The 20,367-nt window shown below is 66.1% G+C and carries 26 protein-coding genes and 1 pseudogene; 7 read left to right on the top strand and 20 right to left on the bottom strand.

The features are described 5' to 3' along the window. Positions 1-38: 38 nt before the first annotated feature. The 12 genes and pseudogenes from METUNV2_RS0102900 to METUNV2_RS0102855 form a co-directional block, all read right to left on the bottom strand. Positions 39-653, bottom strand: a complete 615-nt coding sequence (locus METUNV2_RS0102900; RefSeq protein ID WP_018228018.1) for a YfbM family protein — start codon at positions 651-653, stop codon at positions 39-41. 119 nt (positions 654-772) lie between these two features. After that, the gene (locus METUNV2_RS0102895) at positions 773-1,147 is read right to left on the bottom strand and encodes a hypothetical protein (protein ID WP_018228017.1); all 375 of its coding nucleotides are present in this window, start codon (positions 1,145-1,147) and stop codon (positions 773-775) included. A 10-nt stretch (positions 1,148-1,157) separates the two neighbouring features. Further along, positions 1,158-1,415 carry a hypothetical protein gene (locus METUNV2_RS0102890; protein WP_018228016.1) on the bottom strand — a complete coding sequence of 86 codons (258 nt, stop codon included), beginning with the start codon at positions 1,413-1,415 and terminating at the stop codon, positions 1,158-1,160. Between the two features lie 57 nt (positions 1,416-1,472). Continuing rightward, positions 1,473-1,829: a hypothetical protein gene (locus METUNV2_RS19460; protein WP_081618501.1), complete on the bottom strand. Its 357-nt coding sequence runs from the start codon at positions 1,827-1,829 to the stop codon at positions 1,473-1,475. A gap of 206 nt (positions 1,830-2,035) precedes the next feature. Next, on the bottom strand, positions 2,036-2,479 hold the full coding sequence (locus tag METUNV2_RS0102880; protein ID WP_232415595.1) for a hypothetical protein: 444 nt from the start codon (positions 2,477-2,479) through the stop codon (positions 2,036-2,038). A 53-nt stretch (positions 2,480-2,532) separates the two neighbouring features. Further along, positions 2,533-2,946 carry a hypothetical protein gene (locus METUNV2_RS0102875; protein WP_018228014.1) on the bottom strand — a complete coding sequence of 138 codons (414 nt, stop codon included), beginning with the start codon at positions 2,944-2,946 and terminating at the stop codon, positions 2,533-2,535. 129 nt (positions 2,947-3,075) lie between these two features. Then, positions 3,076-3,252: pseudogene (locus METUNV2_RS20310) on the bottom strand (IS1182 family transposase); the annotation flags it as partial. A gap of 115 nt (positions 3,253-3,367) precedes the next feature. Then, entirely contained in the window at positions 3,368-3,883 is a 516-nt protein-coding gene (locus tag METUNV2_RS19800) for a hypothetical protein (protein WP_157281286.1), read from the bottom strand. Between the two features lie 126 nt (positions 3,884-4,009). After that, a complete protein-coding gene (locus tag METUNV2_RS0102865) occupies positions 4,010-4,387 on the bottom strand; it encodes a hypothetical protein (RefSeq protein ID WP_018228012.1) in 378 nt (125 codons plus the stop codon). 67 nt (positions 4,388-4,454) lie between these two features. Next, on the bottom strand, positions 4,455-4,919 hold the full coding sequence (locus METUNV2_RS18825) for a hypothetical protein (protein ID WP_018228011.1): 465 nt from the start codon (positions 4,917-4,919) through the stop codon (positions 4,455-4,457). Between the two features lie 91 nt (positions 4,920-5,010). Beyond that, positions 5,011-5,622 carry a tetratricopeptide repeat protein gene (locus METUNV2_RS19455; protein WP_081618500.1) on the bottom strand — a complete coding sequence of 204 codons (612 nt, stop codon included), beginning with the start codon at positions 5,620-5,622 and terminating at the stop codon, positions 5,011-5,013. 244 nt (positions 5,623-5,866) lie between these two features. Next, positions 5,867-6,754 carry a LysR family transcriptional regulator gene (locus tag METUNV2_RS0102855; protein ID WP_018228010.1) on the bottom strand — a complete coding sequence of 296 codons (888 nt, stop codon included), beginning with the start codon at positions 6,752-6,754 and terminating at the stop codon, positions 5,867-5,869. A gap of 95 nt (positions 6,755-6,849) precedes the next feature. On the opposite strand from METUNV2_RS0102855, the gene METUNV2_RS0102850 reads away from it, so the two are divergent. The 4 genes from METUNV2_RS0102850 (at position 6,850) to METUNV2_RS0102835 (ending at position 9,524) form a co-directional block, all read left to right on the top strand. Then, positions 6,850-7,665: a DODA-type extradiol aromatic ring-opening family dioxygenase gene (locus METUNV2_RS0102850; protein WP_018228009.1), complete on the top strand. Its 816-nt coding sequence runs from the start codon at positions 6,850-6,852 to the stop codon at positions 7,663-7,665. After that, positions 7,662-8,249 (top strand): cytochrome b, encoded by a 588-nt coding sequence (locus METUNV2_RS0102845; protein WP_018228008.1) that lies wholly within the window; start codon positions 7,662-7,664, stop codon positions 8,247-8,249. Before METUNV2_RS0102850 ends, METUNV2_RS0102845 begins: the two co-directional genes overlap by 4 nt. A 56-nt stretch (positions 8,250-8,305) precedes the next feature. Continuing rightward, the gene (locus METUNV2_RS0102840) at positions 8,306-8,881 is read left to right on the top strand and encodes a YceI family protein (RefSeq protein ID WP_018228007.1); all 576 of its coding nucleotides are present in this window, start codon (positions 8,306-8,308) and stop codon (positions 8,879-8,881) included. Positions 8,882-8,960: 79 nt separating this feature from the next. Continuing rightward, complete coding sequence (locus METUNV2_RS0102835; protein WP_018228006.1) at positions 8,961-9,524, top strand: antibiotic biosynthesis monooxygenase; 564 nt, start codon at positions 8,961-8,963, stop codon at positions 9,522-9,524. 1,122 nt (positions 9,525-10,646) lie between these two features. Here METUNV2_RS0102835 and METUNV2_RS0102830 read toward each other — a convergent pair. Further along, entirely contained in the window at positions 10,647-11,291 is a 645-nt protein-coding gene (locus METUNV2_RS0102830) for a histidine phosphatase family protein (RefSeq protein ID WP_018228005.1), read from the bottom strand. Between the two features lie 367 nt (positions 11,292-11,658). On the opposite strand from METUNV2_RS0102830, the gene METUNV2_RS0102825 reads away from it, so the two are divergent. Then, positions 11,659-12,174, top strand: coding sequence for a TRAP transporter small permease subunit (locus METUNV2_RS0102825; RefSeq protein WP_018228004.1), 516 nt, complete (start codon positions 11,659-11,661; stop codon positions 12,172-12,174). Continuing rightward, a complete protein-coding gene (locus tag METUNV2_RS0102820; protein ID WP_018228003.1) occupies positions 12,171-13,829 on the top strand; it encodes a TRAP transporter large permease in 1,659 nt (552 codons plus the stop codon). The genes METUNV2_RS0102825 and METUNV2_RS0102820 overlap by 4 nt, the downstream gene beginning before the upstream one ends. Here METUNV2_RS0102820 and METUNV2_RS0102815 read toward each other — a convergent pair. After that, on the bottom strand, positions 13,812-14,618 hold the full coding sequence (locus tag METUNV2_RS0102815; protein ID WP_018228002.1) for an alpha/beta fold hydrolase: 807 nt from the start codon (positions 14,616-14,618) through the stop codon (positions 13,812-13,814). The genes METUNV2_RS0102820 and METUNV2_RS0102815 overlap by 18 nt on opposite strands. Before the next feature lie 134 nt (positions 14,619-14,752). Here METUNV2_RS0102815 and METUNV2_RS0102810 point away from each other — a divergent pair, with 134 nt between their 5' ends. After that, positions 14,753-15,256, top strand: coding sequence for a hypothetical protein (locus METUNV2_RS0102810; protein ID WP_018228001.1), 504 nt, complete (start codon positions 14,753-14,755; stop codon positions 15,254-15,256). A 37-nt stretch (positions 15,257-15,293) separates the two neighbouring features. Here the strand turns inward: METUNV2_RS0102810 and METUNV2_RS0102805 are convergent, their stop codons facing one another. The 6 genes from METUNV2_RS0102805 to METUNV2_RS0102780 all read right to left on the bottom strand — a co-directional run bounded on the left by METUNV2_RS0102805 (position 15,294) and on the right by METUNV2_RS0102780 (position 20,332). Then, entirely contained in the window at positions 15,294-17,015 is a 1,722-nt protein-coding gene (locus tag METUNV2_RS0102805) for a cation:proton antiporter domain-containing protein (RefSeq protein WP_018228000.1), read from the bottom strand. Between the two features lie 86 nt (positions 17,016-17,101). Further along, a complete protein-coding gene (locus METUNV2_RS0102800) occupies positions 17,102-17,875 on the bottom strand; it encodes a fumarylacetoacetate hydrolase family protein (RefSeq protein WP_018227999.1) in 774 nt (257 codons plus the stop codon). Between the two features lie 45 nt (positions 17,876-17,920). Further along, positions 17,921-18,556 (bottom strand): NADPH-dependent FMN reductase, encoded by a 636-nt coding sequence (locus tag METUNV2_RS0102795; RefSeq protein ID WP_018227998.1) that lies wholly within the window; start codon positions 18,554-18,556, stop codon positions 17,921-17,923. Beyond that, positions 18,553-19,194: a ParA family protein gene (locus tag METUNV2_RS0102790; protein WP_018227997.1), complete on the bottom strand. Its 642-nt coding sequence runs from the start codon at positions 19,192-19,194 to the stop codon at positions 18,553-18,555. Before METUNV2_RS0102790 ends, METUNV2_RS0102795 begins: the two co-directional genes overlap by 4 nt. A gap of 96 nt (positions 19,195-19,290) precedes the next feature. Further along, on the bottom strand, positions 19,291-19,950 hold the full coding sequence (locus tag METUNV2_RS0102785; protein WP_018227996.1) for an SDR family NAD(P)-dependent oxidoreductase: 660 nt from the start codon (positions 19,948-19,950) through the stop codon (positions 19,291-19,293). Between the two features lie 43 nt (positions 19,951-19,993). Further along, positions 19,994-20,332 (bottom strand): hypothetical protein, encoded by a 339-nt coding sequence (locus METUNV2_RS0102780; protein ID WP_018227995.1) that lies wholly within the window; start codon positions 20,330-20,332, stop codon positions 19,994-19,996. Positions 20,333-20,367: the final 35 nt, after the last annotated feature.

The raw sequence follows: 20,367 nt of genomic DNA, 5'->3' as shown, positions 1-20,367 counted from the left end.
TGTCGCGCATTATCGACGAGCGGCGCGCCCGTGCGCGTTCAGGTGAGGCTGATCACCAGTCCGGCACCCCGCTCCGCCGCCCGCATCACGAAGGCCCTGAGTTCGCTGAAGTACTCCATGCAGTAGCCCAGGCTGTCGTCGTCGGCCGGATCGCGGTCCCAGATGCCGGGGTAGATGTCGAGCTGCATCATCTGCGCCGGGTCAAAGCGCGCGCGCATGAACGCCTCGTCGATGCCGGCGAGCGCACCGGCCACCGCCTTCACCTCGGCCGCCGTCATGCCGCGCGCCGGGCCATAGCCGACCTCGACGTCGCCGATCTCCACGCCGCCGTGCATCAGGAAGTTCAGCGGCGGCGTGCCTTCCCACGCGGTGCCGGTCAGCATGAAATGAATGCCGTGCCAGGCCTTGTCGAGATCAATGGTGTCGACCTCGCCCGGGGCCAGCGAAAAATCCACCGACGGCGGCTGCGTACGCCCGGGCCGGCCGAACAGGCGCTGGAAGAAACCGGCCTCCGCGCCACCCGCCTCGGCGCGCGCCGCGTCGTACAGACTGTCATCGTCCGGCGACACCACCTTCCACACCAGCGGCGGATCGGCCAGCACCCGGGCCAGGCTGGCGTCGCTGACGGTATGCAGTTCGAGAATCATGCTCATGGAGGGGGCTCACTCGAGGAAATCAGGCGATGCGGGACATCGAAACGCCACAGAAATGAGCATGAAGTACGGCGTGCCGGCTGTCAGCACATCGCAAGCGCATTATCGTGCGGTGCACCTCATTCACTGCCCGCCTGCGGCTCCGGCACCTTGTACTTCGACTTCAGTATCGCGCGAGCGACCTCTTGGCGTATTGCGCGCACGATCGGCCGGTCATAGTTGGATCTGTAGATGAAGTACTCGCCGTTCGCGTTGGTCGCATAAACCGTCAGGAAGTAATGAATCACGGTCTGATTCCGCGCCCATTCGACCTTCTCCTCGACGATGCACGCCTCGCCGCCATCGAAAGCGCCATGCAGCGGCGTCGCCGGCAGCTTCATCTGCCGGAACTCAGCGAGCGCGCGGGCGCGATGTACCCGCATCTCGCGGCGATGCAACCACCACTGGCTCGCTCCGAAAAAGACGGCGCTCAGCAGAAAGAAAATCTCGAACATGCGCCGTCTCTCAGCCTTGCATCAGTGCGAAAGCCATGATGACCGCCACCGCAACGCACGCGCCCCGCAGCGGATACAGCGACCACGCATTCAGCAGCAGGAACAGCCCGAACAGGCAGCGGCCGCGCCAGCGTCTGTCCTGCCGAAGCAGGCTCAATCTGGCTCGCACCGCGTCGAGCTCACCCGGGCTGGCGAAAAACCCGCGGTAAAGCGGCAGGCAGATCAGCCAGATCGCGGCGAAGAAGGCGCACAGGAAGAGCAGGGCCATGTGGCCGTTCCCCGTCACAGCGTGGTGAACATGCCGGCATCACGATGCAGCGCCACATCAGGCCTTTCGCTCGCATGAAGCGTGCGGCGCATACCTTGGCCAGTCGGCCGGAACCACCAGAGCACGCCCGATGAATGGCCCGAACGCGACCAGGGCCATCGAGAGCAGCGCAAGCGACAACGGCGTCTTGACGCCGAAAAGCAGCGCTCCGCCATTCAGTATCGCAACCCCGATCAGTACCCACCGCGAGGCAGTGCATTCAAACGGGTGAGGATTCAGCTGCAGCGCGCCGGTGCAGGCCGAACATTCAAGAAACCATCTGAATGCCAGCCATGACGATTCGCCGGGAAGCGGCACCTTCTTCAATCGTCGGCGCGAGAGGTTCGCGCCGCAAAGAGGGCAATCACACTTCATGGGAAGTCTCCACATTACGTGTGATCAGGTGCGAAGGTAGGCGACATAGAACAGAAACCCTGAGAGCGCGCACTCCACACTGGCGGCAAGCCACGAGGCGCCAAAAGCCGGATACCCGAGCCGTACGAAAGCAAGAAAGCCCAGAAAGGGCGAGAACAGATAAAGCCAGACTTGCAGACGCGATAAGGGCATCGACGAAATGCCCTCTATTGGTAGCGGTACTCAATGTCTATGCCCGCGAAAAATGCGTCCTTGCGGAGGACACGAACACGGGCGTCATAGCTTGCCTCAAGCTTGGTGTTCGATATCCATCGAATCGTCACTTTGGGGCCGCCGTACTGCGTTCTTGGCGCGGGGTCATTGTTAGACTCCACGACGAAGAAACTCGTCACACCCCACAGCCTCCGGTCCTCGATCTCAAACGCGCTGCCTCCGGGGATGATGGATACATGCGTATTGAATCCGGTGGTCGCACCGCAGTCGATCTGGTACGACACGGCTTTCAACTTCCCATTCGGCGAGAGGACGTCACCCTCCACGTAAGTTCCGCACAAGTGGTCATCAGCGTTTGACAGAAGGGCCAGCAGAGCGGCGAATGTGAGCACGCTCATCAGCATCAGACCGATCACGCACTTTTTCCAGAAAGCCATGCGTTTTCCCGGGACAAACTGCATGAGACTCGAATCCTTCATTGAAGCTGCGGTCAATCAACTTCAACCGTGGCACGGCTAACGTCGCCACCGGGCGTGCGCCTGACTACCAGCACGCTGTGCCGCCAGTCCCCATGGCATTGGCCGAGGCCATAGCGCAGAGTCTCCGTGGCGCCTTCGTCCGGCGCACCGAGCAGCGCAATCACCTCGGCGCGGGTGCGTCTGGACATCGCATCAGTGCGCGCGAGCGCCAGCGCCATGCCGCCCCGGACGCAACCCGGATCGTTGAGCTGCGACTGATCGCGCAAGCGCTGCCACCGCACGGCATCGAATGGCTCTTCTGCAACCTGCGGGGACTGGAAATACCGGACAACACCAGCAGCCAGAGCGGAAATGGACACGACGATTGCGACGAGGCGCTTGCTCTGCATAGTGCAAAAGATTGGCAAAAAGGCGACCGAACGCACTTCAACATGCGCTCATCGCTATTTCCATCGGCATTTCGTATGACTGCGCTGCTCGCGTCTCCGCACGTCACACTGAGCCCGATGGCCGTTGCGGTTACCTGAGCAAAAAAATCTTGAGCCGTACAACGACTCGAAGGCCAAGGCGCCGACTGCGTCGTTCGCGGAGCGGACGCAGAGCGTCGGTAGATCAAGGTCGTTGTAGACGAGGTGGCAGAGCGCGAACTCGAAGGTGCCGGGCAGCACCTGCTGCGCGAGATCGACCGGGATGAGCTTCTGGCCGTAGTCAGGCGTCTTGAATCGCAGCATCGCAAGGCTCCGGAGAGGCGGCGCGCAATTATAACGATGGCATTTTAACGGCGGTGGGGTGGGAGGGGGGGGGGTTCTACAGCCTCAACGTAGAAGTAACAGGCGCTGCGCGGCTTTATCGCGCAGCGGCCGGTTGACTGCCGAGTTGGGCCAATGCCTTCCCGATGACATTGAGTTCAGACTCATTAAATGCGGCGAATTGCCTTCCTCGGCAAGAAAAGTTACCGGCTTCTATCGCTGTGCCGACTTCACTCCAAATGTTCGTAACCAATGAGTCAAACGGTGTTGAGCCGCTGCCTGAAACTCCACCTGAGGCAAATAGACTGGGAGCTTGGTTCTCTTTACCTGACGTGATTGCAACAGCCGTGACAGGAGGAACGGACCCGGTTACTTTTGTAACGACGAGCTGACCAATGTCAGGGCAACGATACACGTGATGAAAATACCCGTTCGCGCGGTGTGATCGCATCACATCAACCAATGTTTCAAGCTCCTTTCTTGGTTGATCGTCCGAGCTACTCCTTGCTCCGACAGGAATGCGTAGCGCTCCAATTAAGAATGGAAAAGTCAGCGCATGACGGAATTCGTATTTTTGCCAATACGTCAGCAAAGAAAACCAGCGTTCATCCATGATGAATTCCCTTGATGACATAGTCACGACGACTGGGAGAAGCGAGAGACCCAACGCCGAGCTTAAGCCGCAACCGCGCCGGGGCGCAGCGGAGGCATGGACGTCGGCTTGAAGCTCTGGTCATGTTCACTTGTGCTCATAAGTCACCGGGATGGTGCAGTGCCCAAGGATTGCAGGTTGGATGTCGGAATTGTAAACGTGAATGTCCGAGAAATTCTCCTTTATGTCCTGCTGCGCCAAGCTCTCAAAGCGCACGGCGATCACGACCGCTTCCTCTGCAAGCGATTGGCGGCCAGTAAACAGATGCGCCAAGCAGTAGATGCTGCTCTTTGCATAAGACACCGACGCCAAGGGCGGGCGCGCCTTAAAGCCCTCTTTCAATATGGCCGGCAGATTTTGCTTCGGCGTTGCATGAAAGAGCACCAGTTCGTCGTCTTCCAGTTCGGCCGGAAATAGCCGGTAGCCTTTTTCTTGATTGGGCCAAGGAAAGTCAAATTCCTGCACGGTTCTCTCCGTGAACGTCAAAGATCAGCGGGCGGCGAAGCCGTCCGCTGCAGCGAAAGGTTGGGCGTCACGCTCGGCGCACCGCGTTACCGACGAGCACGGCCAACTCAAACGCGGCAGAGACCACCTCATGTAGTTCCCAGAGGCTATGGAAAAAAGGGCGGGGGTATGCCGGTGTTGGCGCGGGCATTTGCTGAGCGGCGTTGGCTGAGAACGCTAGAACCGAGTAGTTGGTGCCTGACCTAGCTCCGTTCTCAGTGAGGCCGAGACAAGGTTCGATGATGGCACCTGCGCCCTGAATGATGAACGCAAAGTCGACCGCCTCAAGCAACCTGGGTGCGGAGATCTCATAGACACGCCCCGGCCCCTTGAGCTTTGAGACGCTTCCAACATCGGCAAGCGTTGCCAATATCTCCGCATTTGGAAGCTTCTGCGAGGCGGTAGTTCTCAAAGGATGTTTCGCACAAAGCTCGTAGTACTTGCTGGCGAAGCTTGCGTCAACGAGGGCAGTTTGTAGTGCGGGTGAAATCATGAGTTCACTGACGCCCAACGTTTAAGCTCAGCCGACCGCATAGGCGGACGAAGCCCGCTGTAGCGGTTCGGCTGGAGCGCAGGGTTGGGCATCACTTTGGGCATACCAATTTGGCTTCTAACTCAACTTTGCGGCTCATTGCTGCCTTAACTTCTTCTGCAGAGGATAGCTTTTCGACATGAGACACACCGCTGGCTGCATCGTCATTGTTGGGTGCGGCTATGTACAGCCACGCTAGTGCCTCTGCTTTATTGGACGAGCCAGCTTCTCCCGAGTAGAGGAGGTGTGCGAGCTGGTTCTGAGCAGTGGCATCACATGAATATGAGGCTTTACTAAAATATTCCTTGGCACGACCAATATCAGGCGATACACCTTCACCTTTCAGGTACATCAGACCAAGCATCGTGTCTGCTCCTGTTTCCCCTTTCTCGGAACTACTCTCGAAGAGTGACTTTGCCTTTGCGTAGTCTTTAACTACACCCTCTCCAAAGTAGTAATAAGTTCCCAAGGCAAAAATAGATTTTGGGTCACCTTTCTCCGCTCCTTGCTCAAAGAAAACTATGGCCATCTTGATGTCACCTCTCTCGTGTTGCGCGACACCAGCTTCGTAATCCGACTTAATACGAAGTCGAAATTCGGCAAGAGCCACTTGGCATGAGATAGCAAAAACAATTGCAATTAGGGTTTTGAGAAAATACTTCATACTAAGCCTCGACCATTAAAATGATTTTTGATGCCCAACTTTGTTTTATGGAGCAGTTTTGCGCCATAACTATGGGCGCTGCCGGATAAAAAGGCAGGGGTGGTCGTTGTGAAAAGGTTTCCGGCTCAAGGTTTCGGCACTTCATGCTGTATTTTCATCCAGTATTAAACCGAGATGAAAAGCCTCACCTCTTCGATTTCGACGCGGAACTCATACGGAATGTACCCGAACAGGCTGCTGCTAACTATGCCATCAGCCTTTCGGCCAGCCAATCCATAAGTACCCTGACCCGATGCGGCACATGGCGGTTGCCGGGCAGCACGGCATACACGCCCAGCTCCGGCGTTGCGCAGTCGGTGAGCACCGGCAGCAGGCGGCCGTCGGCCAGCCAGGGGTCGAGGATGAAGTCGGGCTGGCAGGTGAGGCCCATGCCGCGGGCGGCGGCTTCGGTCAGCAGGTCGCCGTTGCTGGCGGTGAGCGGGCTGCGCAGCGGCACGGTGACGGTGCGGCCATCGGGCGTGGTGAAGGTCCAGGTGGGGTTGGCGGCGACCGCGGTATAGCCGAGGCAGGCGTGGTGGGCGAGGTCTTCCGGCGCGGCGGGCAGACCGTGGCGGGCGAGGTAGTCGGGGGCGGCCACCGCGATCAGGCGGCTGGTACCGATGCGGCGGGCCACGGTAGCCGGGTCGAGCTTCGCGGTGACGCGGATGGCGAGGTCCATGCCCTCTTCGATCAGATTCACCCGGCGGTCGTTGTAGTCGATGTCCAGCGTCACTTCCGGGTAACGCTCGGCGAAATCGAGCAGCAGCGGCGACAGGCGTTTCAGGCCATAGCTCAGCGGCGCGCCGACCCGGATCGGGCCGCGCGGCGTCTGCCGCTCTTCGGCGATGCCGGTCTCCGCCGCTTCGACCAGATTCAGGATGACGCGGCATTTCTCCAGATAGGCGGTGCCGGCCGAGGTGAGTGACAGCCGGCGGGTGCTGCGCGCCATCAGCTTGGCACCGAGGTGGGCTTCGAGCGCGGCGATCTGCCGGGTGACCACCGAGCGCGCCACGCCGAGCTGCTGGGCCACAGCGGAAAAGCTGCCCAGTTCGGCCACGCGCACGAACAGCTGCATCGCGTCGAGACGGTCCATTGTTGTCAATCCAGCAACGATGATTTCCGGATTGTCGCCTATTTCGATCAAACCGGAATGACTAAGCTGCAGTCATCGAATCAAGGATGTCTGCCATGTCTGCCCGTCCCGCCCCTGCCAGTCTGTTCGTACCTCACGGTGCGCCCACCTTCGCGCTGCGCCCGGGTGCCGCCGGTGCCGCGCTGGCCGCCCAGGCCGAAGCGCTGCCGCGGCCGCGCGCGCTGGTGGTGGTGAGCGCGCACTGGGACAGCGCCCAGCCCACCGTAGGCACCGCCGACCGGCTGGACACGATTCACGACTTCTACGGTTTCCCGCCCGAGCTGTACGCGATCCGCTACCCAGCCACCGGCTGCCGCGAACTGGCCGGACTGGTCGCCACGGCCATCGAAGACGCCGGCCTGCCGGTGCGACTGGACGGCGAACGCGGCCTGGACCACGGCGCCTGGGTGCCGCTGCGGCTCATGTACCCGGATGCCGACGTGCCGGTGATTCCGCTGTCGCTGCAGAGCCGTGGCGGCGCCGAAGGCGCGTACCGGCTGGGCCGCGCGCTGGCGCCGCTGGCCGCGCAGGGCCTGCGCGTGCTCGGCTCCGGCAACCTGACCCACAACCTGCGCGACTGGCAGATCGTCGCGCACGGTGACGGCCGCCCGCCGGCCTATGTGCGCGCCTTCGCCGACTGGTTCGCCGCACGCTTGGCCGAGGGCGACACCGCCGCCCTGCTCGACTACCGCCGCCGGGCGCCGGACGCGGTGCGCGCCCACCCGAGCGAAGAACACCTGCTGCCCTTCTTCGTCGCGCTGGGCGCGGCGGGCGAAGGCGCGCTGGCCGAGCGCTTTCACGCCGGCATCGACGACTACGTGCTGGCCATGGACGCCTGGGCCTTCACCCCCGCGCAAGGAGCACTGCAATGAGCCTGAAGAACACCGCAGCGAACTACGGCCGCGTCGCCAAGTGGCTGCACTGGAGCACCGCCGCGCTCTTTCTGGCGGCCTATGTGTCGGTCTATTACCGCCAGTGGTTCACCGAGAAGCAGACACCGGAGAACTGGACTGCGCTGCAGATCCATCTGTCGGTGGGCGTGAGCATCGCGGTCATCGTGGCGCTGCGCGTGATCTGGCGCCTGATGAACCGGGTGCCGGACGACGAACCGGGCACGCCGCTGGCGCATCGCGCCGCCCACCTCGGTCATCTGGCGCTGTATGCGGTGATGATCGTGGCGCCGATCACCGGCTACCTCGGCACCGGCGTGAATACCGAATTCTTCTTCCTGTTCGAGCTGCCGAAGTTCGAAAGCACCGCACTGTTCCAGAGCGCGGTGGTCGACGGCCTGGGTCTGGATTTCAAGACCTTCGAAAAGCCGATCGATTTCATCCACAAGGATGTGCTCGGCGCGCGACTGATCTGGCTGCTGGTGCTGGGTCATGCCGCGGCTGCGCTGTACCACCACTTCGTCAAGCGTGACCGCACGCTGGTGAAGATGACTTCCGGCGGCTGAGCCGCCCTCACCCTCGCTGCATATATATACAGATGTACTTCAACCGGAGAACTGCCATGACCTCGCTCAAAACCCTCGTTGCCTCGCTCGCCTTCGCCGCCGTCGCCGCACCGGCACTGGCCGCACCGCAGACTTTCAAGCTCGACGCCAACCACACCTTCCCGCGCTTCTCGTACAGCCACTTCGGCTACTCGACCCAGCTGAGCCGCTTCGACAAGACCACCGGCACCGTCACGCTGGACCGCGCCGCCAAGACCGGTGCCGTCGACATCACCATCGACACCAAGTCGGTCAGCACCGGCTCGGCGCTGTTCAACGAGCACATCCAGGCACCGGACTTCCTGGACACCGCCGCCTACCCGACCGCCACCTTCAAGTCGACCAAGGTCACCTTCGACGGTGACAAGCCGGTGGCGGTCGATGGCGTGCTGACGCTCAAGGGCGTGAGCAAGCCGGTCACGCTGAAAGTGACCAGCTTCCAGCTGATGCCGCACCCGATGTTCAAGAAGGACGCCATCGGCGCCAACGCCACGGTGACGGTAAAGCGCACCGACTTCAACATGGGCAAGTACGCGCCGCACGTTGGCGACGACGTGACCATCGACATCGCGATCGAAGCCATCAACGAGTAAGGTCTGACGCGGCGACGCCCGGCCGGGGCGTCGCCGCTGTTCAGCCACGATTCAGGTCAGTCACCGGACGGAGAAACCGATGAGCGCCACGCCTCCGCAAGCCCACGTCACCCGCATCGCCCGCCGCCGCGCAAAGCTCGGTTACGAGCAGGAATACGAAGCGCTGGTGCGCGAAATGTTCGCCGCCATGCGCGAGGCGCCGGGCTTCATGGGTGCGCAGATGATCACGCCGGAAGCGCCGGGTGGCGACTATCAGGTGATCGCCCACTTCCGCTCCGAAGCCGACCTGAAGGCCTGGGACGAAAGCCCCACCCGCGCCGCACTGCAGCCGCGCCTGTGCGCGGCCGGCGAAAACGAACCGGAATACCGGGTGGTGACCGGGCTCGAAGCGTGGTTCGGCCCGCAGGTGGTCGCGCCGTCCACCCACCCGCCACGCGCCCGCATGGCGCTGGTCACCTGGATGGGCATCTTCCCGACCGTGTCGCTCTTTCTGTGGCTGGTCGCGCCCTGGCTCAACCCGCTGCCCTTTCTGGCACGCGTGGCGCTGCTGACCGGGCTCATCGTGGTCACCATGACCTGGGTGGTCATGCCGCGCCTCACCCGCCTGATGCGCGGCTTCCTGAACCCCGCCGCCAACCGGTAGGGTGTGCTCGCCAACGGCGAGCGCACACGGATGCCCGATCGCCACATTCGCGGACAGCGTCTGAGCCTGCGAGAGCCGTACCTCCCGGCCGTTACGGACGCATCTGCCGCTACCGGCAATGACGGCCGTTGAGCGTCGCATGCGCCGCGAGTCCGCGTGCGCAGGCCTGCGGCCTGCACACCCTACGGTGTCACCATGACCGGGGGGATGCCCCCTGATGTGCACGGCCTCCCAAACCCGGCCGGTAGGGTGTGCTCGCCCACGGCGAGCGCACGCGGATGCCCGATCGCCACATTCGCGGGCAGCGTCTGAGCCTGCGAGAGCCGCGCCACCCGGCCGTTACGGACGCGCCTGCCGCTGCCGGCGATGACGGCCGTTGACCGTCGCAGGCGCCGCAAGTCCGCGTGCGCAGGCCTGCGGCCTGCACACCCTACGGTGTCACCATGACCGGAGGTGATACCCCCTAATGAGCACGGCCTCCCGAACCCGGCGGTAGGGTGTGCTCGCCTATGGCGAGCGCACGCGGATGCCTGGTCGCCCCCCTGCGCGGGCAGCGCCTGGGCTTGCGAGAGCCGTACCTCCCGACCATTACGGACGCGTCTGCCGCTGCCGGCGTGACGGCCGTTGACCGTCGCAAGCGCCGCGAGTCCGCGTGCGCAGGCCTGCGGCCTGCACACCCTACGGTGTCACCATGACCGGAAGGATGCCCCGACTCATTCGCCTGATGCACGGCCTCACGAACCCGGCCGGTAGGGTGTGCTCGCCCACGGCGAGCGCACGCGGATGCCCGGTCGCCCCATTCGCGGGCAGCGTCTGAGCCTGCGAGAGCCGCGCCTCCCGGCCGTTACGGACGCGCCTGCCGCTGCCGGCGATGACGGCCGTTGAACGTCGCAGGCGCCGCGAGTCCGCGTGCGCAGGCCTGCGGCCTGCACACCTACGGTGTCACCATGACCGGATGGATGCCCGACTCATTCGCCTGATGCACGGCCTCCCGAACCCGGCCGGTAGGGTGTGCTCGCCCACGGCGAGCGCACGCGGGTGCCCGGTCGCCCCCTGCGCGGGCAGCGTCTGAGGGCACCTCCCGGCCGTTACGCCGATGCCAGCCCCGCAGGCGATGACGATTCAGGCCGGCAGTTCGTCCAGCGCGCCATCGAGGTGGGCGACGTCGCCCCAGCGCTCGATGCGCCAGCCGGCTGCGTCGTGGGCGATCCAGTTCAGTGCGCAGTTGGCGATGTCGAAATCGCGCTTGCCGGTGAGCGGCAGGCCGCGCACGCGGCGGGCCACGATGTCGAGCACGCCGCCGTGGGTCACCAGCAGCAGCGTGTGACCGGCGTGCCGGACGCGCAGGGCCTCGACCAGGCCCCAGATGCGGGCGTCGAACTGGACCAGGCTTTCGCCGGTGTCGCCCGGAAAACGCAGCGCCGGCTCGCGGGCCTCGAAGCGCTGGAAAATGTCCGGATGCCGCTCGCGCGCCTCGCTGTAGGTAAGGCCCTGAAAGGCGCCGTAGTGCCGCTCGCGCAGCAGCGGCTCGGGCATCACCGCCTGTCCGCGCGGCACCGCGATGCGGCCGGCGGTCACCCAGGCGCGACCGAGGTCGGAGCCGTAGAGGTGATCGATGCGCTCACCCAGCAGCGCCTGCGCGGTGGCCTGCGCCTGCCGCAGCCCGTGATCGTTCAGCGGAATGTCGATCTGGCCCTGCACCCGGCGGTCGACATTCCAGGTGGTTTCGCCGTGGCGGACGAGGCAGATGCGGGTGGTAGCGGTCATGACGGGCAATCCTTGTGCGATGCAGTATTGTAGGTCGCCGCTTCTGCCGGTGGGCGCGGCGCTGTTCTCGCGCACGCGGCCAAGCCATTGTGGGAGCGACGCCTCGTCGCGATTCCGCCCGGGACCACGAACAGTGTCTGATCCACCGCCCTGATCGCGGCGAGGCGCCGCTCCCACGAAATCCGCTCAAGCCCTCGCCAGGCCCGGGTGGGCGCGGCGGCCTCGCCGCGATGTAGCCTCCGGCACCTCGCCACACGCCATCCGGCCCACCGCTGCCGCCCTCGTCAGTGCGCAACCGACAGACAGGCGGGCACCGCGGAGCGCCCGCTGCCGGTACCATCGCGCCTTCATCCTTCACCCGCCCGCCATGCGCGCACTGCTCTCGCTTGCCGACCTGATCGACCGCCTGAACGAGGCCTGCGGCAGGGTTCTGCCGTGGACCATCCTGGGCGCGGTGCTGCTGGCGGTGGGCAATGCGCTGGCCCGCAAGTTCGACGCCGGATCGAACGCGCTGCTGGAAGCGCAGTGGTATCTGGTATCGGCCGCCTTCCTGCTCGGCGCCGGCCGGGTGCTGAAACTGGACGAGCACGTACGCATCGACCTGCTGACGTCGCGCCTGTCGCCGCGCGGCCGGCTGAAGGCCGACATCGCCGCGCTGGCGCTGACCGTACTGCCGGTGTCGCTGCTCATGCTGTGGCTGTCCTGGCCCTGGTTCGTCGGCGCCTGGCTCAGCCACGAAGTGTCGGCCAGCGCCGGCGGCCTGCCGCTGTGGCCGGCCCGCATCCTGGTGCCGGCCGGCTTCGCGCTGCTCACGCTGCAGGCCCTGGCGCTCATCGTGCGCCGGCTCGCCACGCTCGCCGACGGCGTGGAGACGGTCCGATGACCGCCTGGCTGGCCGCCAATCTGGCCCCGGTGATGTTTTTCGCCATGGTGCTGTTCCTGCTGTCAGGGGCGCCGGTGGCGTTCGCGCTGGCCACCTGCGGCATCGTGTTCGGGCTGATCGGCATCGAGCTGGGGCTGCTGTCGGCCTCGCTGGTGCAGGCCATGCCGGACCGGGTGTTCGGCGTCATGAGCAACGACACGCTGCTGGCCATTCCCTTCTTCACTTTCATGGGCCTGCTGCTCGAACGGTCGGGCATGGCGGAAGACCTGCTCGATACGGTGGGCCGGCTGTTCGGCACGCTGCGCGGCGGGCTGGCGGTGGCGGTGGTACTGGTCGGCGCCATGCTGGCCGCCACCACCGGCGTGGTCGCGGCTTCGGTCATTTCAATGGGCCTGATCTCGCTGCCCATCATGCTGCGCGCCGGCTACGACGCGCGGCTGGCCAGCGGCGTGATCGCCGCCTCGGGCACGCTGGCGCAGATCATTCCGCCTTCGCTGGTGCTCATCGTGCTCGGCGACCAGCTCAACCGCCCGGTGGGCGACATGTACCGCGGCGCATTGCTGCCCGGTCTGGTGCTGACCGGCCTCTATCTCGTGTACGTGCTGGCCATGGCCTGGCTGAAACCGCACAGCGCACCGGCGCTGCCGGAAGCGGACGACCATGACGCCGCGGAACGGCGTGGCGTATGGGCGCTGTTCGCGCTGGCGGTGGCGGCCGGTGTCGCGGCCAGCCAGCTGCCGGCGCTGCAGGCGCACACCACTGACGCGCGCGCGCTGCTGTCGGTCACCGCCGGCGGAGCGGTGGCCTGGCTGGCCGCGCTGGCCGACCGCCTGCTGCGCCTGAACCTGCTGCCGGATCTGGCGCGCCGCGTGGCCTTCGTGCTGATGCCGCCGCTGGCGCTCATCTTCCTGGTGCTGGGCACCATCTACCTCGGTTTGGCCACACCCACCGAAGGCGGCGCGATGGGTGCGGCCGGCGCGCTGCTGATGGCGCTGGCGCGGCGCCGCCTGAGCGGCGAACTGCTGAACCAGGCGCTGGACCGCACGGTGCGGCTCACCTGCTTCGTGCTGTTCATCCTGATCGGCGCGCGGCTGTTTTCGCTCACCTTCTACGGCATCGACGGCCACCTGTGGGTCGAGCACCTGCTGCTGTCGCTGCCCGGCGGCCAGACCGGCTTCCTGATCGCGGTCATGCTGCTGGTGTTCGTGCTCGCCTTCTTCCTCGACTTCTTCGAGCTGGCTTTCATCCTGGTGCCGCTGCTGGCGCCGGTGGCCGACAAGCTGGGCATCGATCTGGTGTGGTTCGGCGTGCTGCTGGCGGTGAACATGCAGACCTCCTTCATGCACCCGCCCTTCGGCTTCGCGCTGTTCTACCTGCGCTCGGTGGCGCCGAAGACGCTGCCCACGCGTGACATCTACTGGGGCGCGGTGCCTTTCGTCGGCATACAGATCGTGATGGTGGCGCTGGTGCTGGCCTTCCCGCAGCTGGTGACCGCCAATCTCGGCGGCCCGCAGCGGGCGGCCGGTCAGGGCAGCGTGATGGACGCCGACTATGGCCGCGGCGCCGGTCAGCCGCTGCTGCCGGCCGGCCACCCGGACGCCGGGCTGGAAGCGGCCATCGAGCGCGCCGAAGCGCTGTCAGGCGGCGCCGAGTAGCGCCGCCACCGCCTGCGCGCAGGCCCCCGGCGCCTCCATCGGCACCAGATGGCCGGTCGGCAGTTCCACCCAGTCGCGGCCCCAGAAACGGCGATTCTGCTCACGGCCGGCCAGCCGCAGTTCATCCGAATCGCGACCGGCGATGAAGCCCACAGGCACGCCGCGTGCACGCAGCCGACGCACCGCTCGCAAGGCTTCGCGGTGGGCGATGGTGGCATACACGTCGCGCTCGATTTCGCGCGCAATGGCCAGCGTGACGCTGCCGTCAGGCAGCGTGCGCAGGCCGGCCTGCAGAAAGTCGTCAAACACGCCGGGCGCCCAGCGCCGCACGAACTCCTTCGCGCCGAGGTGAGCGCGCGCTTCTTCGCGCGATGCCCAGTGCTGGCGCCTGCGCGCCGCCACCGGCGCCGGGCCGACCCGCCAGGTCAGGCCGGAGGCCTTGGCCGCCGACACCAGCGCGGCGCGCCAGCCCAGCACCATGGGCGAATCGATCAGCACCACCCGCACCGGCCGGCCGTGCTGGCGGGCAGCAGCCATCGCCGCCAACCAGCCGCCCATCGAGTGGCCGACCAGATCCAGCGGGCCTTCCGGCAGCCGTTCGATGACGCCGCACACCTGCGCGTGCAGACGCCGCCAGCCGCGGCCGGGGCCATGCTGCACGTCAATGCCCAGCGCCTCGATCGCATGCACCGAACGGGTGGCGGCCAGCGGCTCCAGGAAGCGCCGATACACGCCGGCCGGGTAGCCGTTGGCATGAAGGAAAAGCAGTGGCGGAAGTGATAAGGTCATCGTGCGTCACAGCATAGCGTTGGAGTACGAGCGCGGATATCGCGCGCGGCCTCCGCTTGAGACACGTCAATGCTGCAGCGCACGATCCAGCGCAGACTGGACTTAACTACCCCACCAATCGGAAGGAAGACATCATGAACAAGCCATGGGCCGTCATCGCGCTCTCCCTCTGTATCAGCGCCCCGGTCTGGGCGGACGCGTCGGGCAAGCACGCCGGCGCCGACCACCCGGCCGAGGCGGTAAAGGGCAAGAAGGCCGCGAACATCGCCACCAAGCCGGCGCTGCCGCCCGGCGTGAGCACGAAAACCAAGAAGGTGCACGCCGGTCAGGAACACCCGGCGATCGAAGGCCATGACCAGCACATGCCGACCGCGGTCGAAAACACCCCGGCGCTGCCGCCGGGCGTAAGCACCGCGACCCACCATGTGCATGCTGGTCAGGAGCACCCGGCGGTCGAGGGCCATGACCAGCACATCCCGACCCGTGTCGAGAGCAAGCCGGCGCTGCCGCCGGGCGCCAGCACCGCGACCCATCATGTACATGCCGGTCAGGAACATCCGGCCATCGAAGGCCACGACCAGCACATCCCGACCCGCGTCGAGAGCAAGCCGGCACTGCCGCCGGGCGTGAAGCCCTGAGGCCTGCCCGCGCGTCAGACGGTGGCGCCGTCCGGCATCAGATGCCGGCGGCGCGCTCCGCCTCGATCAGCCGCTCACCGGTTTCGGCATCCACGCCGACCCGGGTGAGCACATGCACCCCCATCTGCAGCGCCGCCTCCAGCGCCTCGGGAATCACTTCGCTCGCGCCCGCCTCGACCAGCTGACGGCCGTGCTCGGCGTCGCGCGCCCGCGCGATCAGCGGCAGCGACGGGAATTCGGCGCGCAGGCTGAGCACCACATGGCGCGCCGCCGCACTGTCGTCCATCGTGACCACGATGGCACGTGCGCGCCCCGCCCCCAGGTGATGCAGCAACGCCGGCCGGCCGGCATCGCCGACGATGACCGGCAGCCCCTGTTCGTGGTGACGGGTGGCGGCGGCAACATGGCGCTCTATCGCCACCCAGCGCACGCCGGCACGGTCCAGCAACCGCGCCACCATCTGTCCGACGCGGCCGAAGCCGGCGATGATGACCACGCCGTCGTCGGCGTCCGGCCCGGGCGGCGGCGGAATCGCCTGATCGCCACGCGCGTCCAGCCGGCGGTGCAGCGCGTGGCCGAGGCGTGCCGCCAGCGGCGTCAGGAACATGCTGAGCGTGACCACCAGCAGCATGAAGTTGCCGACCGGACTGGCCAGCACACCGGTAGCAGTGGCCAGCCCGAGCACGATGAAACTGAATTCGCCGGCCTGGCCGAGCAGCAGCGCGGCCTCGGTCGCCTCACCGCGTGCCAGCCCGGCGCGGCGGAACAGCAGATACATGGTGGCGCTCTTGATCGCGTACAGACCGAATACCGATGCCACCAGCCAGCCAGCGTTGCCGGCCGCCTCAGGCAGGTTCAGGCTCATGCCGACCGACACGAAGAACAGGCCCATCAGCAGGCCCTTGAAGGGCTCGATCGCCAGCAGCGCGGCGTGGCGGTATTCGGTTTCCGCCAGCATCAGGCCGGCGAGAAAGGCACCGAGCGACATCGACAGGCCGGCCGCACCGGTCAGCGCCGCCACGCCCAGCGTGGCCAGCAGCGTAAGCGCCATGAAACTGTCGGCCTGGGTGGTGACCGATACCCGGCGGAACAGCGGGGTGAGCACCAGCCGACCGGTCAGCAGGATGAGCGCCACCGCCGCGGTGGCCTTCAGCAGCGCGGTCAGCATCAGGGTCAGGAAGTGACCACCGCCCTCATTGCCGGCCATCAGGCCGAGCAGGATGAGCATGGGCACCACCGCGATGTCCTGCAGCAGCAGCACCGCGAAACTCATGCGACCGACGGTGGACCGGGTTTCACCGCGCTCGGCCAGCAACTGCATGACCACTGCGGTGGACGACATGGCCAGCCCCAGGCCGAGCACGACCGCCGCTTCCTCGCCGTGGCCGAAGGCCAGCGCGACGCCACCGATCAGCGCGCCGCAGACCAGCCACTGCGCGCTGCCGATGCCGAGCACCCAGCGCCGCAGCGACCACAGCTGGCGCGCCGGCAGTTCGAGGCCGATCACGAACAGCATGAACATGACGCCCAGTTCGGCCAGCACCCGCACGCCTTCGCCGTCGGCGATGGTGAACCAGCCCAGCCAGCGGTGTTCGGCCGCCAGCCGGCCCAGCGCATGCGGCCCGACCAGCGCGCCGGCGACCAGGAAGGCCACCACCTGGCTCACCCGCGCGCGGGCGAGCAGCGGCATCACCAGGCCGGCGATGGCGAGGAAGAGGAGGATGGGCTGCAGGTGAGGCAGGCCGGCGTGCGCGTCCATCTTTTCAGAATGGCGGGGGGTGCGTCCGGCCGCCTTGATTCAGGTCGTACCAGGGCCGGAACGAACAGGCCGTTCCGGCGTATCGGTCACTCGGTCGGCGCGTAGACGTTGCTCAGCGTGCCGACACCGCTCACGGTCACCTCGACCGTGGTGCCCGGTTTCATCGGCAGCACACCCACCGACGTACCGCAGCAGATCACGTCGCCCGGCATCAGCGTCATGTCGCGCGAAATGCGCGACACCAGTTGCGCCGGATTGAAGATCATGTCGGTCACCGGGTAGCGCTGGCGCTCGCGGCCGCCGACCGTGGTGACGATTTCGGCATCGGCCGGCAGCGGGTCGGTCGAGATGACCGGACCGAAGCAGCCGAAGCCGTCGAAGCTCTTGGCGCGGGTCCATTGGCCGAAGGACGGGTTCCTGTCCACCAGTTCGAGCGCGCTCACGTCGTTGATGCAGGTGTAGCCGAAGATGGCGTCGGCCGCCTGCGCTTCGTCCAGATTGCGGGCGACCTTGCCCACCACCACGCCCAGTTCGCCTTCGTAGAACACGCGGCCGTCGAAACCGGCGGGCTTCGGAATCGGTTGTTGGTGCCAGTTCAGCGCCTGCGGCGAGCGCACGAGGTAGAGCGGGTCTTCCGGAATCGGGTGACCGGCCTTCTCCACCGCAGCGCGGATGTTGTGCACGATGATGACCATCTTGGGCGGCACGCAGGGCATCAGCCACTCGATGCCCTCGACCGGTACGGTTTCGCCAGTCGGCGTCGGGGCGGCGAACAGGTCGCCGTCCAGCAGTTCGACCGTGCCGCCGTTCAGGCGACCCAGGCGTTCGGCGCCGTTGTGGCGCAGGCGCAGGTACTTCATGTCTCTTCAGTCTCTCTTTTTATATGGAAAACGGGTGCTGCGTACTCAACCGCGCAAGCGTGACGCGACGTCGACCAGCCGGGCCACGGTGCGGTCCAGCATCTGCTGCAGCCGCTCGTCGGCGAGGCGGTTGTCCGGGGTGAAGGCGCTGCCGGCGCCGCCGACCGCGATCTGTTCGGACAGCACCAGCGCACCCACCGACTGCAGCACCGCACGCAGATGCACCAGCCCGCGCAGGCCGCCAAGCGCGCCGGGCGAGGCAGCGCCCAGTGCGACCACCTTGTTGGCGTAGGGCACGGTGCCGGCTTCATCGCCGGCCGGGCGCGACACCCAGTCCAGCGCGTTCTTGAGCACCGCACTGACCGAGCCGTTGTACTCGGGCGAGGCGATGAACAGGCCGTCGTGCGCCTTGAACAGCTCCTTCAGCGGACGCACGCCCAGCGGCAGGCCGGCCGACGCTTCCAGATCGCCTTCGTACAGCGGCAGCGGGTGGTCACGCAGTTCCATCAGCGTGGCTTCGCCGCCCGCTTCCCCGATCGAACGCGCGGCGGCCATGGCCAGCCGGCGGTTGAACGAGGCCTCGCGGGTGCTGCCGGCGAATACCAGGATGCGCGCCTTGGCGCCGTCGAGTTCGGAGCTGTCGCGGACGACCGCCAGGGTCTTGCCGTTGCGTGTAGTCATGGGGAATCCAGCCAGTCGATGAGGGGTTGCCACTGTTCGCGGTCCGGCAGGGTGCGCGCCCGCGACAAGTCGAATATCGTCATGCCGTGCGCCGCTGCCTGCACATAGAGCTGCGAATTGCGCAGATAGGTGAGCACCGGCAGGTCCAGCCCGGCGCAGAAGCGCTCCAGTTCCTGTGCCGCACGGGTGCGCGTATCCACCCGCATGCCGACGATGCCTATCTTCACCTTCTTCGCGGCCACCCGCTTGTGTTCAGCCAGTTCGGTCAGGAAATCGCCGGTGGCGAGGATGTCGAAGATCGAGGGCTGCACCGGAATGAGCACCCGGTCCACCATCTTCAGCATGGCTTCCAGCCGCTTGCCGCGCAGGCCGGCCGGCGTGTCGAGCACGACGTGGGTGGTGCCGCGCGGCGGACGCGCCGGCTGTTCAGGTTCGATGTCCCAGGTGGAAATCGGCGACAGCAGCGGCGAACGCATCGCCAGCCAGTGGCGGGCCGACTGCTGGCGGTCGATGTCCCCCAGCATGACGCGCGCGCCCTGGGTGGCCCAGTGGCCGGCGACATTGGTGGCGAGGGTGCTCTTGCCGGCACCGCCCTTGGGATTGGCGATCAGTACGCTGTGCAGCGCGCGTTCGGTCATGGAATGGCTTGGGTTGCGAAGAAGGCTCGGGGTTGAAGGCTCGGGGTTGCAGGCTCGAACGCGCGCCCCCGGGGCGGCGCGTCCGGCAGGATAGGCTCAGGACAATACTATTTCGCGGGCGAACTGACCCGGCGGCTGCGAATGCAGCGTCCAGAAAGCGTCGGCCACACGGGCGGCATCAAGCAGGCTGCCTTCTCGCAGCACGCCGGCAATGGTGACGATGGCCGCATGCACGCCGGCCGGCGACAGCTCCTGGTGCAGGCTGAACACCAGATTGCGCAGCGCCGCCTTCTGCACCGACAGCGAGGCCGCCGCCGCAACCGGCTCGACGGCGAGACCGCCGCCGGTGTAGAGAATGCTGCCGTGGCCATCGGCGCGCATCGCCGGCAGCACGGCACGGGCCGCACTCAGTGCGCCGAGCACGCCGACCCGCAGATCGGACGCCAGCGCTTCCGGGTCGAGCAGCGAGGGCGCGCTTTCGCGCGGCACCGAAGCATTGAACACCAGCACTTCGGGCGGCGGCATGGCCTGACGCATCGCCTCGATCGCCGACACCAGCGATTCGTCGCTGCCGGCATCGACCACGAAGCCTTGCGCGGTCACGCCGCGTGCGGCCAGTTCGTGCTCATAGCGTTCGAGCCTGCCGGCATCGCGCGAAATCATCGCCACGCAATAGCCTTCGGCCGCAAAGCGGCGCGCGACGGCGGCGCCGACCTCGGAACCCATGCCGACGATGGCACACACCTTGGAACCCATACGCGTTTCTCCCGACCTGCCGAACGGCGTGTTTTTCGTGTGCTTATCTGTTCTTCGCAGCGACGCGCGCGGCGGCCAGCGCAGCGCGACGTTCTTCGTCGGCCTGCGCGATCGCCTGCTTCTGCTCGTCGGTCAGCGCTTCGCCCAGCTGCTTCTCGATCGCCGCAGCCACCCGTGCCGACGGCTCGGTAATGCGGCCGGCAGCCGGCATCGCCTCGCGCACCTGCGACGCAGGCAACTGGGTGATCTCGACCACGCGACGGACAAACTGCTCGTCGATGCGACGGGTTTCCGCCTTCAGGAAACCCGCCTGCGCCGGTGTCTGCGCGAGGGCGGGAGACAGCATGCAGCAGCAGGCGAGCAGCGACAACAGAAACTTCATCAGAATGGCTCCGAAAGGGCTCCGAAAGGAGAAGG

It is taken from the genome of Methyloversatilis universalis EHg5, from assembly GCF_000378945.1.
Taxonomy (GTDB): domain Bacteria; phylum Pseudomonadota; class Gammaproteobacteria; order Burkholderiales; family Rhodocyclaceae; genus Methyloversatilis; species Methyloversatilis universalis_A.
This window is presented reverse-complemented; position numbering and strand designations above follow the sequence as displayed.

Excerpts from the sequence above, each read along its gene's own strand:
- METUNV2_RS0102835 (WP_018228006.1), top strand. The coding sequence starts at position 8,961 with ATGAGCGCCACGCCTCCGCAAGCCCACGTCACCCGCATCGCCCGCCGC.
- METUNV2_RS19800 (WP_157281286.1), bottom strand. The coding sequence starts at position 3,883 with ATGGATGAACGCTGGTTTTCTTTGCTGACGTATTGGCAAAAATACGAA.
- METUNV2_RS0102800 (WP_018227999.1), bottom strand. The coding sequence starts at position 17,875 with ATGAAGTACCTGCGCCTGCGCCACAACGGCGCCGAACGCCTGGGTCGC.
- METUNV2_RS0102820 (WP_018228003.1), top strand. The coding sequence starts at position 12,171 with ATGACCGCCTGGCTGGCCGCCAATCTGGCCCCGGTGATGTTTTTCGCC.
- METUNV2_RS0102855 (WP_018228010.1), bottom strand. The coding sequence starts at position 6,754 with ATGGACCGTCTCGACGCGATGCAGCTGTTCGTGCGCGTGGCCGAACTG.
- METUNV2_RS0102880 (WP_232415595.1), bottom strand. The coding sequence starts at position 2,479 with ATGGCTTTCTGGAAAAAGTGCGTGATCGGTCTGATGCTGATGAGCGTG.
- METUNV2_RS0102900 (WP_018228018.1), bottom strand. The coding sequence starts at position 653 with ATGAGCATGATTCTCGAACTGCATACCGTCAGCGACGCCAGCCTGGCC.
- METUNV2_RS0102825 (WP_018228004.1), top strand. The coding sequence starts at position 11,659 with ATGCGCGCACTGCTCTCGCTTGCCGACCTGATCGACCGCCTGAACGAG.
- METUNV2_RS0102790 (WP_018227997.1), bottom strand. The coding sequence starts at position 19,194 with ATGACCGAACGCGCGCTGCACAGCGTACTGATCGCCAATCCCAAGGGC.
- METUNV2_RS0102840 (WP_018228007.1), top strand. The coding sequence starts at position 8,306 with ATGACCTCGCTCAAAACCCTCGTTGCCTCGCTCGCCTTCGCCGCCGTC.
- METUNV2_RS0102780 (WP_018227995.1), bottom strand. The coding sequence starts at position 20,332 with ATGAAGTTTCTGTTGTCGCTGCTCGCCTGCTGCTGCATGCTGTCTCCC.
- METUNV2_RS0102895 (WP_018228017.1), bottom strand. The coding sequence starts at position 1,147 with ATGTTCGAGATTTTCTTTCTGCTGAGCGCCGTCTTTTTCGGAGCGAGC.
- METUNV2_RS0102795 (WP_018227998.1), bottom strand. The coding sequence starts at position 18,556 with ATGACTACACGCAACGGCAAGACCCTGGCGGTCGTCCGCGACAGCTCC.
- METUNV2_RS0102815 (WP_018228002.1), bottom strand. The coding sequence starts at position 14,618 with ATGACCTTATCACTTCCGCCACTGCTTTTCCTTCATGCCAACGGCTAC.
- METUNV2_RS0102785 (WP_018227996.1), bottom strand. The coding sequence starts at position 19,950 with ATGGGTTCCAAGGTGTGTGCCATCGTCGGCATGGGTTCCGAGGTCGGC.
- METUNV2_RS0102805 (WP_018228000.1), bottom strand. The coding sequence starts at position 17,015 with ATGGACGCGCACGCCGGCCTGCCTCACCTGCAGCCCATCCTCCTCTTC.
- METUNV2_RS19460 (WP_081618501.1), bottom strand. The coding sequence starts at position 1,829 with ATGAAGTGTGATTGCCCTCTTTGCGGCGCGAACCTCTCGCGCCGACGA.
- METUNV2_RS0102830 (WP_018228005.1), bottom strand. The coding sequence starts at position 11,291 with ATGACCGCTACCACCCGCATCTGCCTCGTCCGCCACGGCGAAACCACC.
- METUNV2_RS0102890 (WP_018228016.1), bottom strand. The coding sequence starts at position 1,415 with ATGGCCCTGCTCTTCCTGTGCGCCTTCTTCGCCGCGATCTGGCTGATC.
- METUNV2_RS0102845 (WP_018228008.1), top strand. The coding sequence starts at position 7,662 with ATGAGCCTGAAGAACACCGCAGCGAACTACGGCCGCGTCGCCAAGTGG.
- METUNV2_RS18825 (WP_018228011.1), bottom strand. The coding sequence starts at position 4,919 with ATGATTTCACCCGCACTACAAACTGCCCTCGTTGACGCAAGCTTCGCC.
- METUNV2_RS19455 (WP_081618500.1), bottom strand. The coding sequence starts at position 5,622 with ATGAAGTATTTTCTCAAAACCCTAATTGCAATTGTTTTTGCTATCTCA.
- METUNV2_RS0102810 (WP_018228001.1), top strand. The coding sequence starts at position 14,753 with ATGAACAAGCCATGGGCCGTCATCGCGCTCTCCCTCTGTATCAGCGCC.
- METUNV2_RS0102850 (WP_018228009.1), top strand. The coding sequence starts at position 6,850 with ATGTCTGCCCGTCCCGCCCCTGCCAGTCTGTTCGTACCTCACGGTGCG.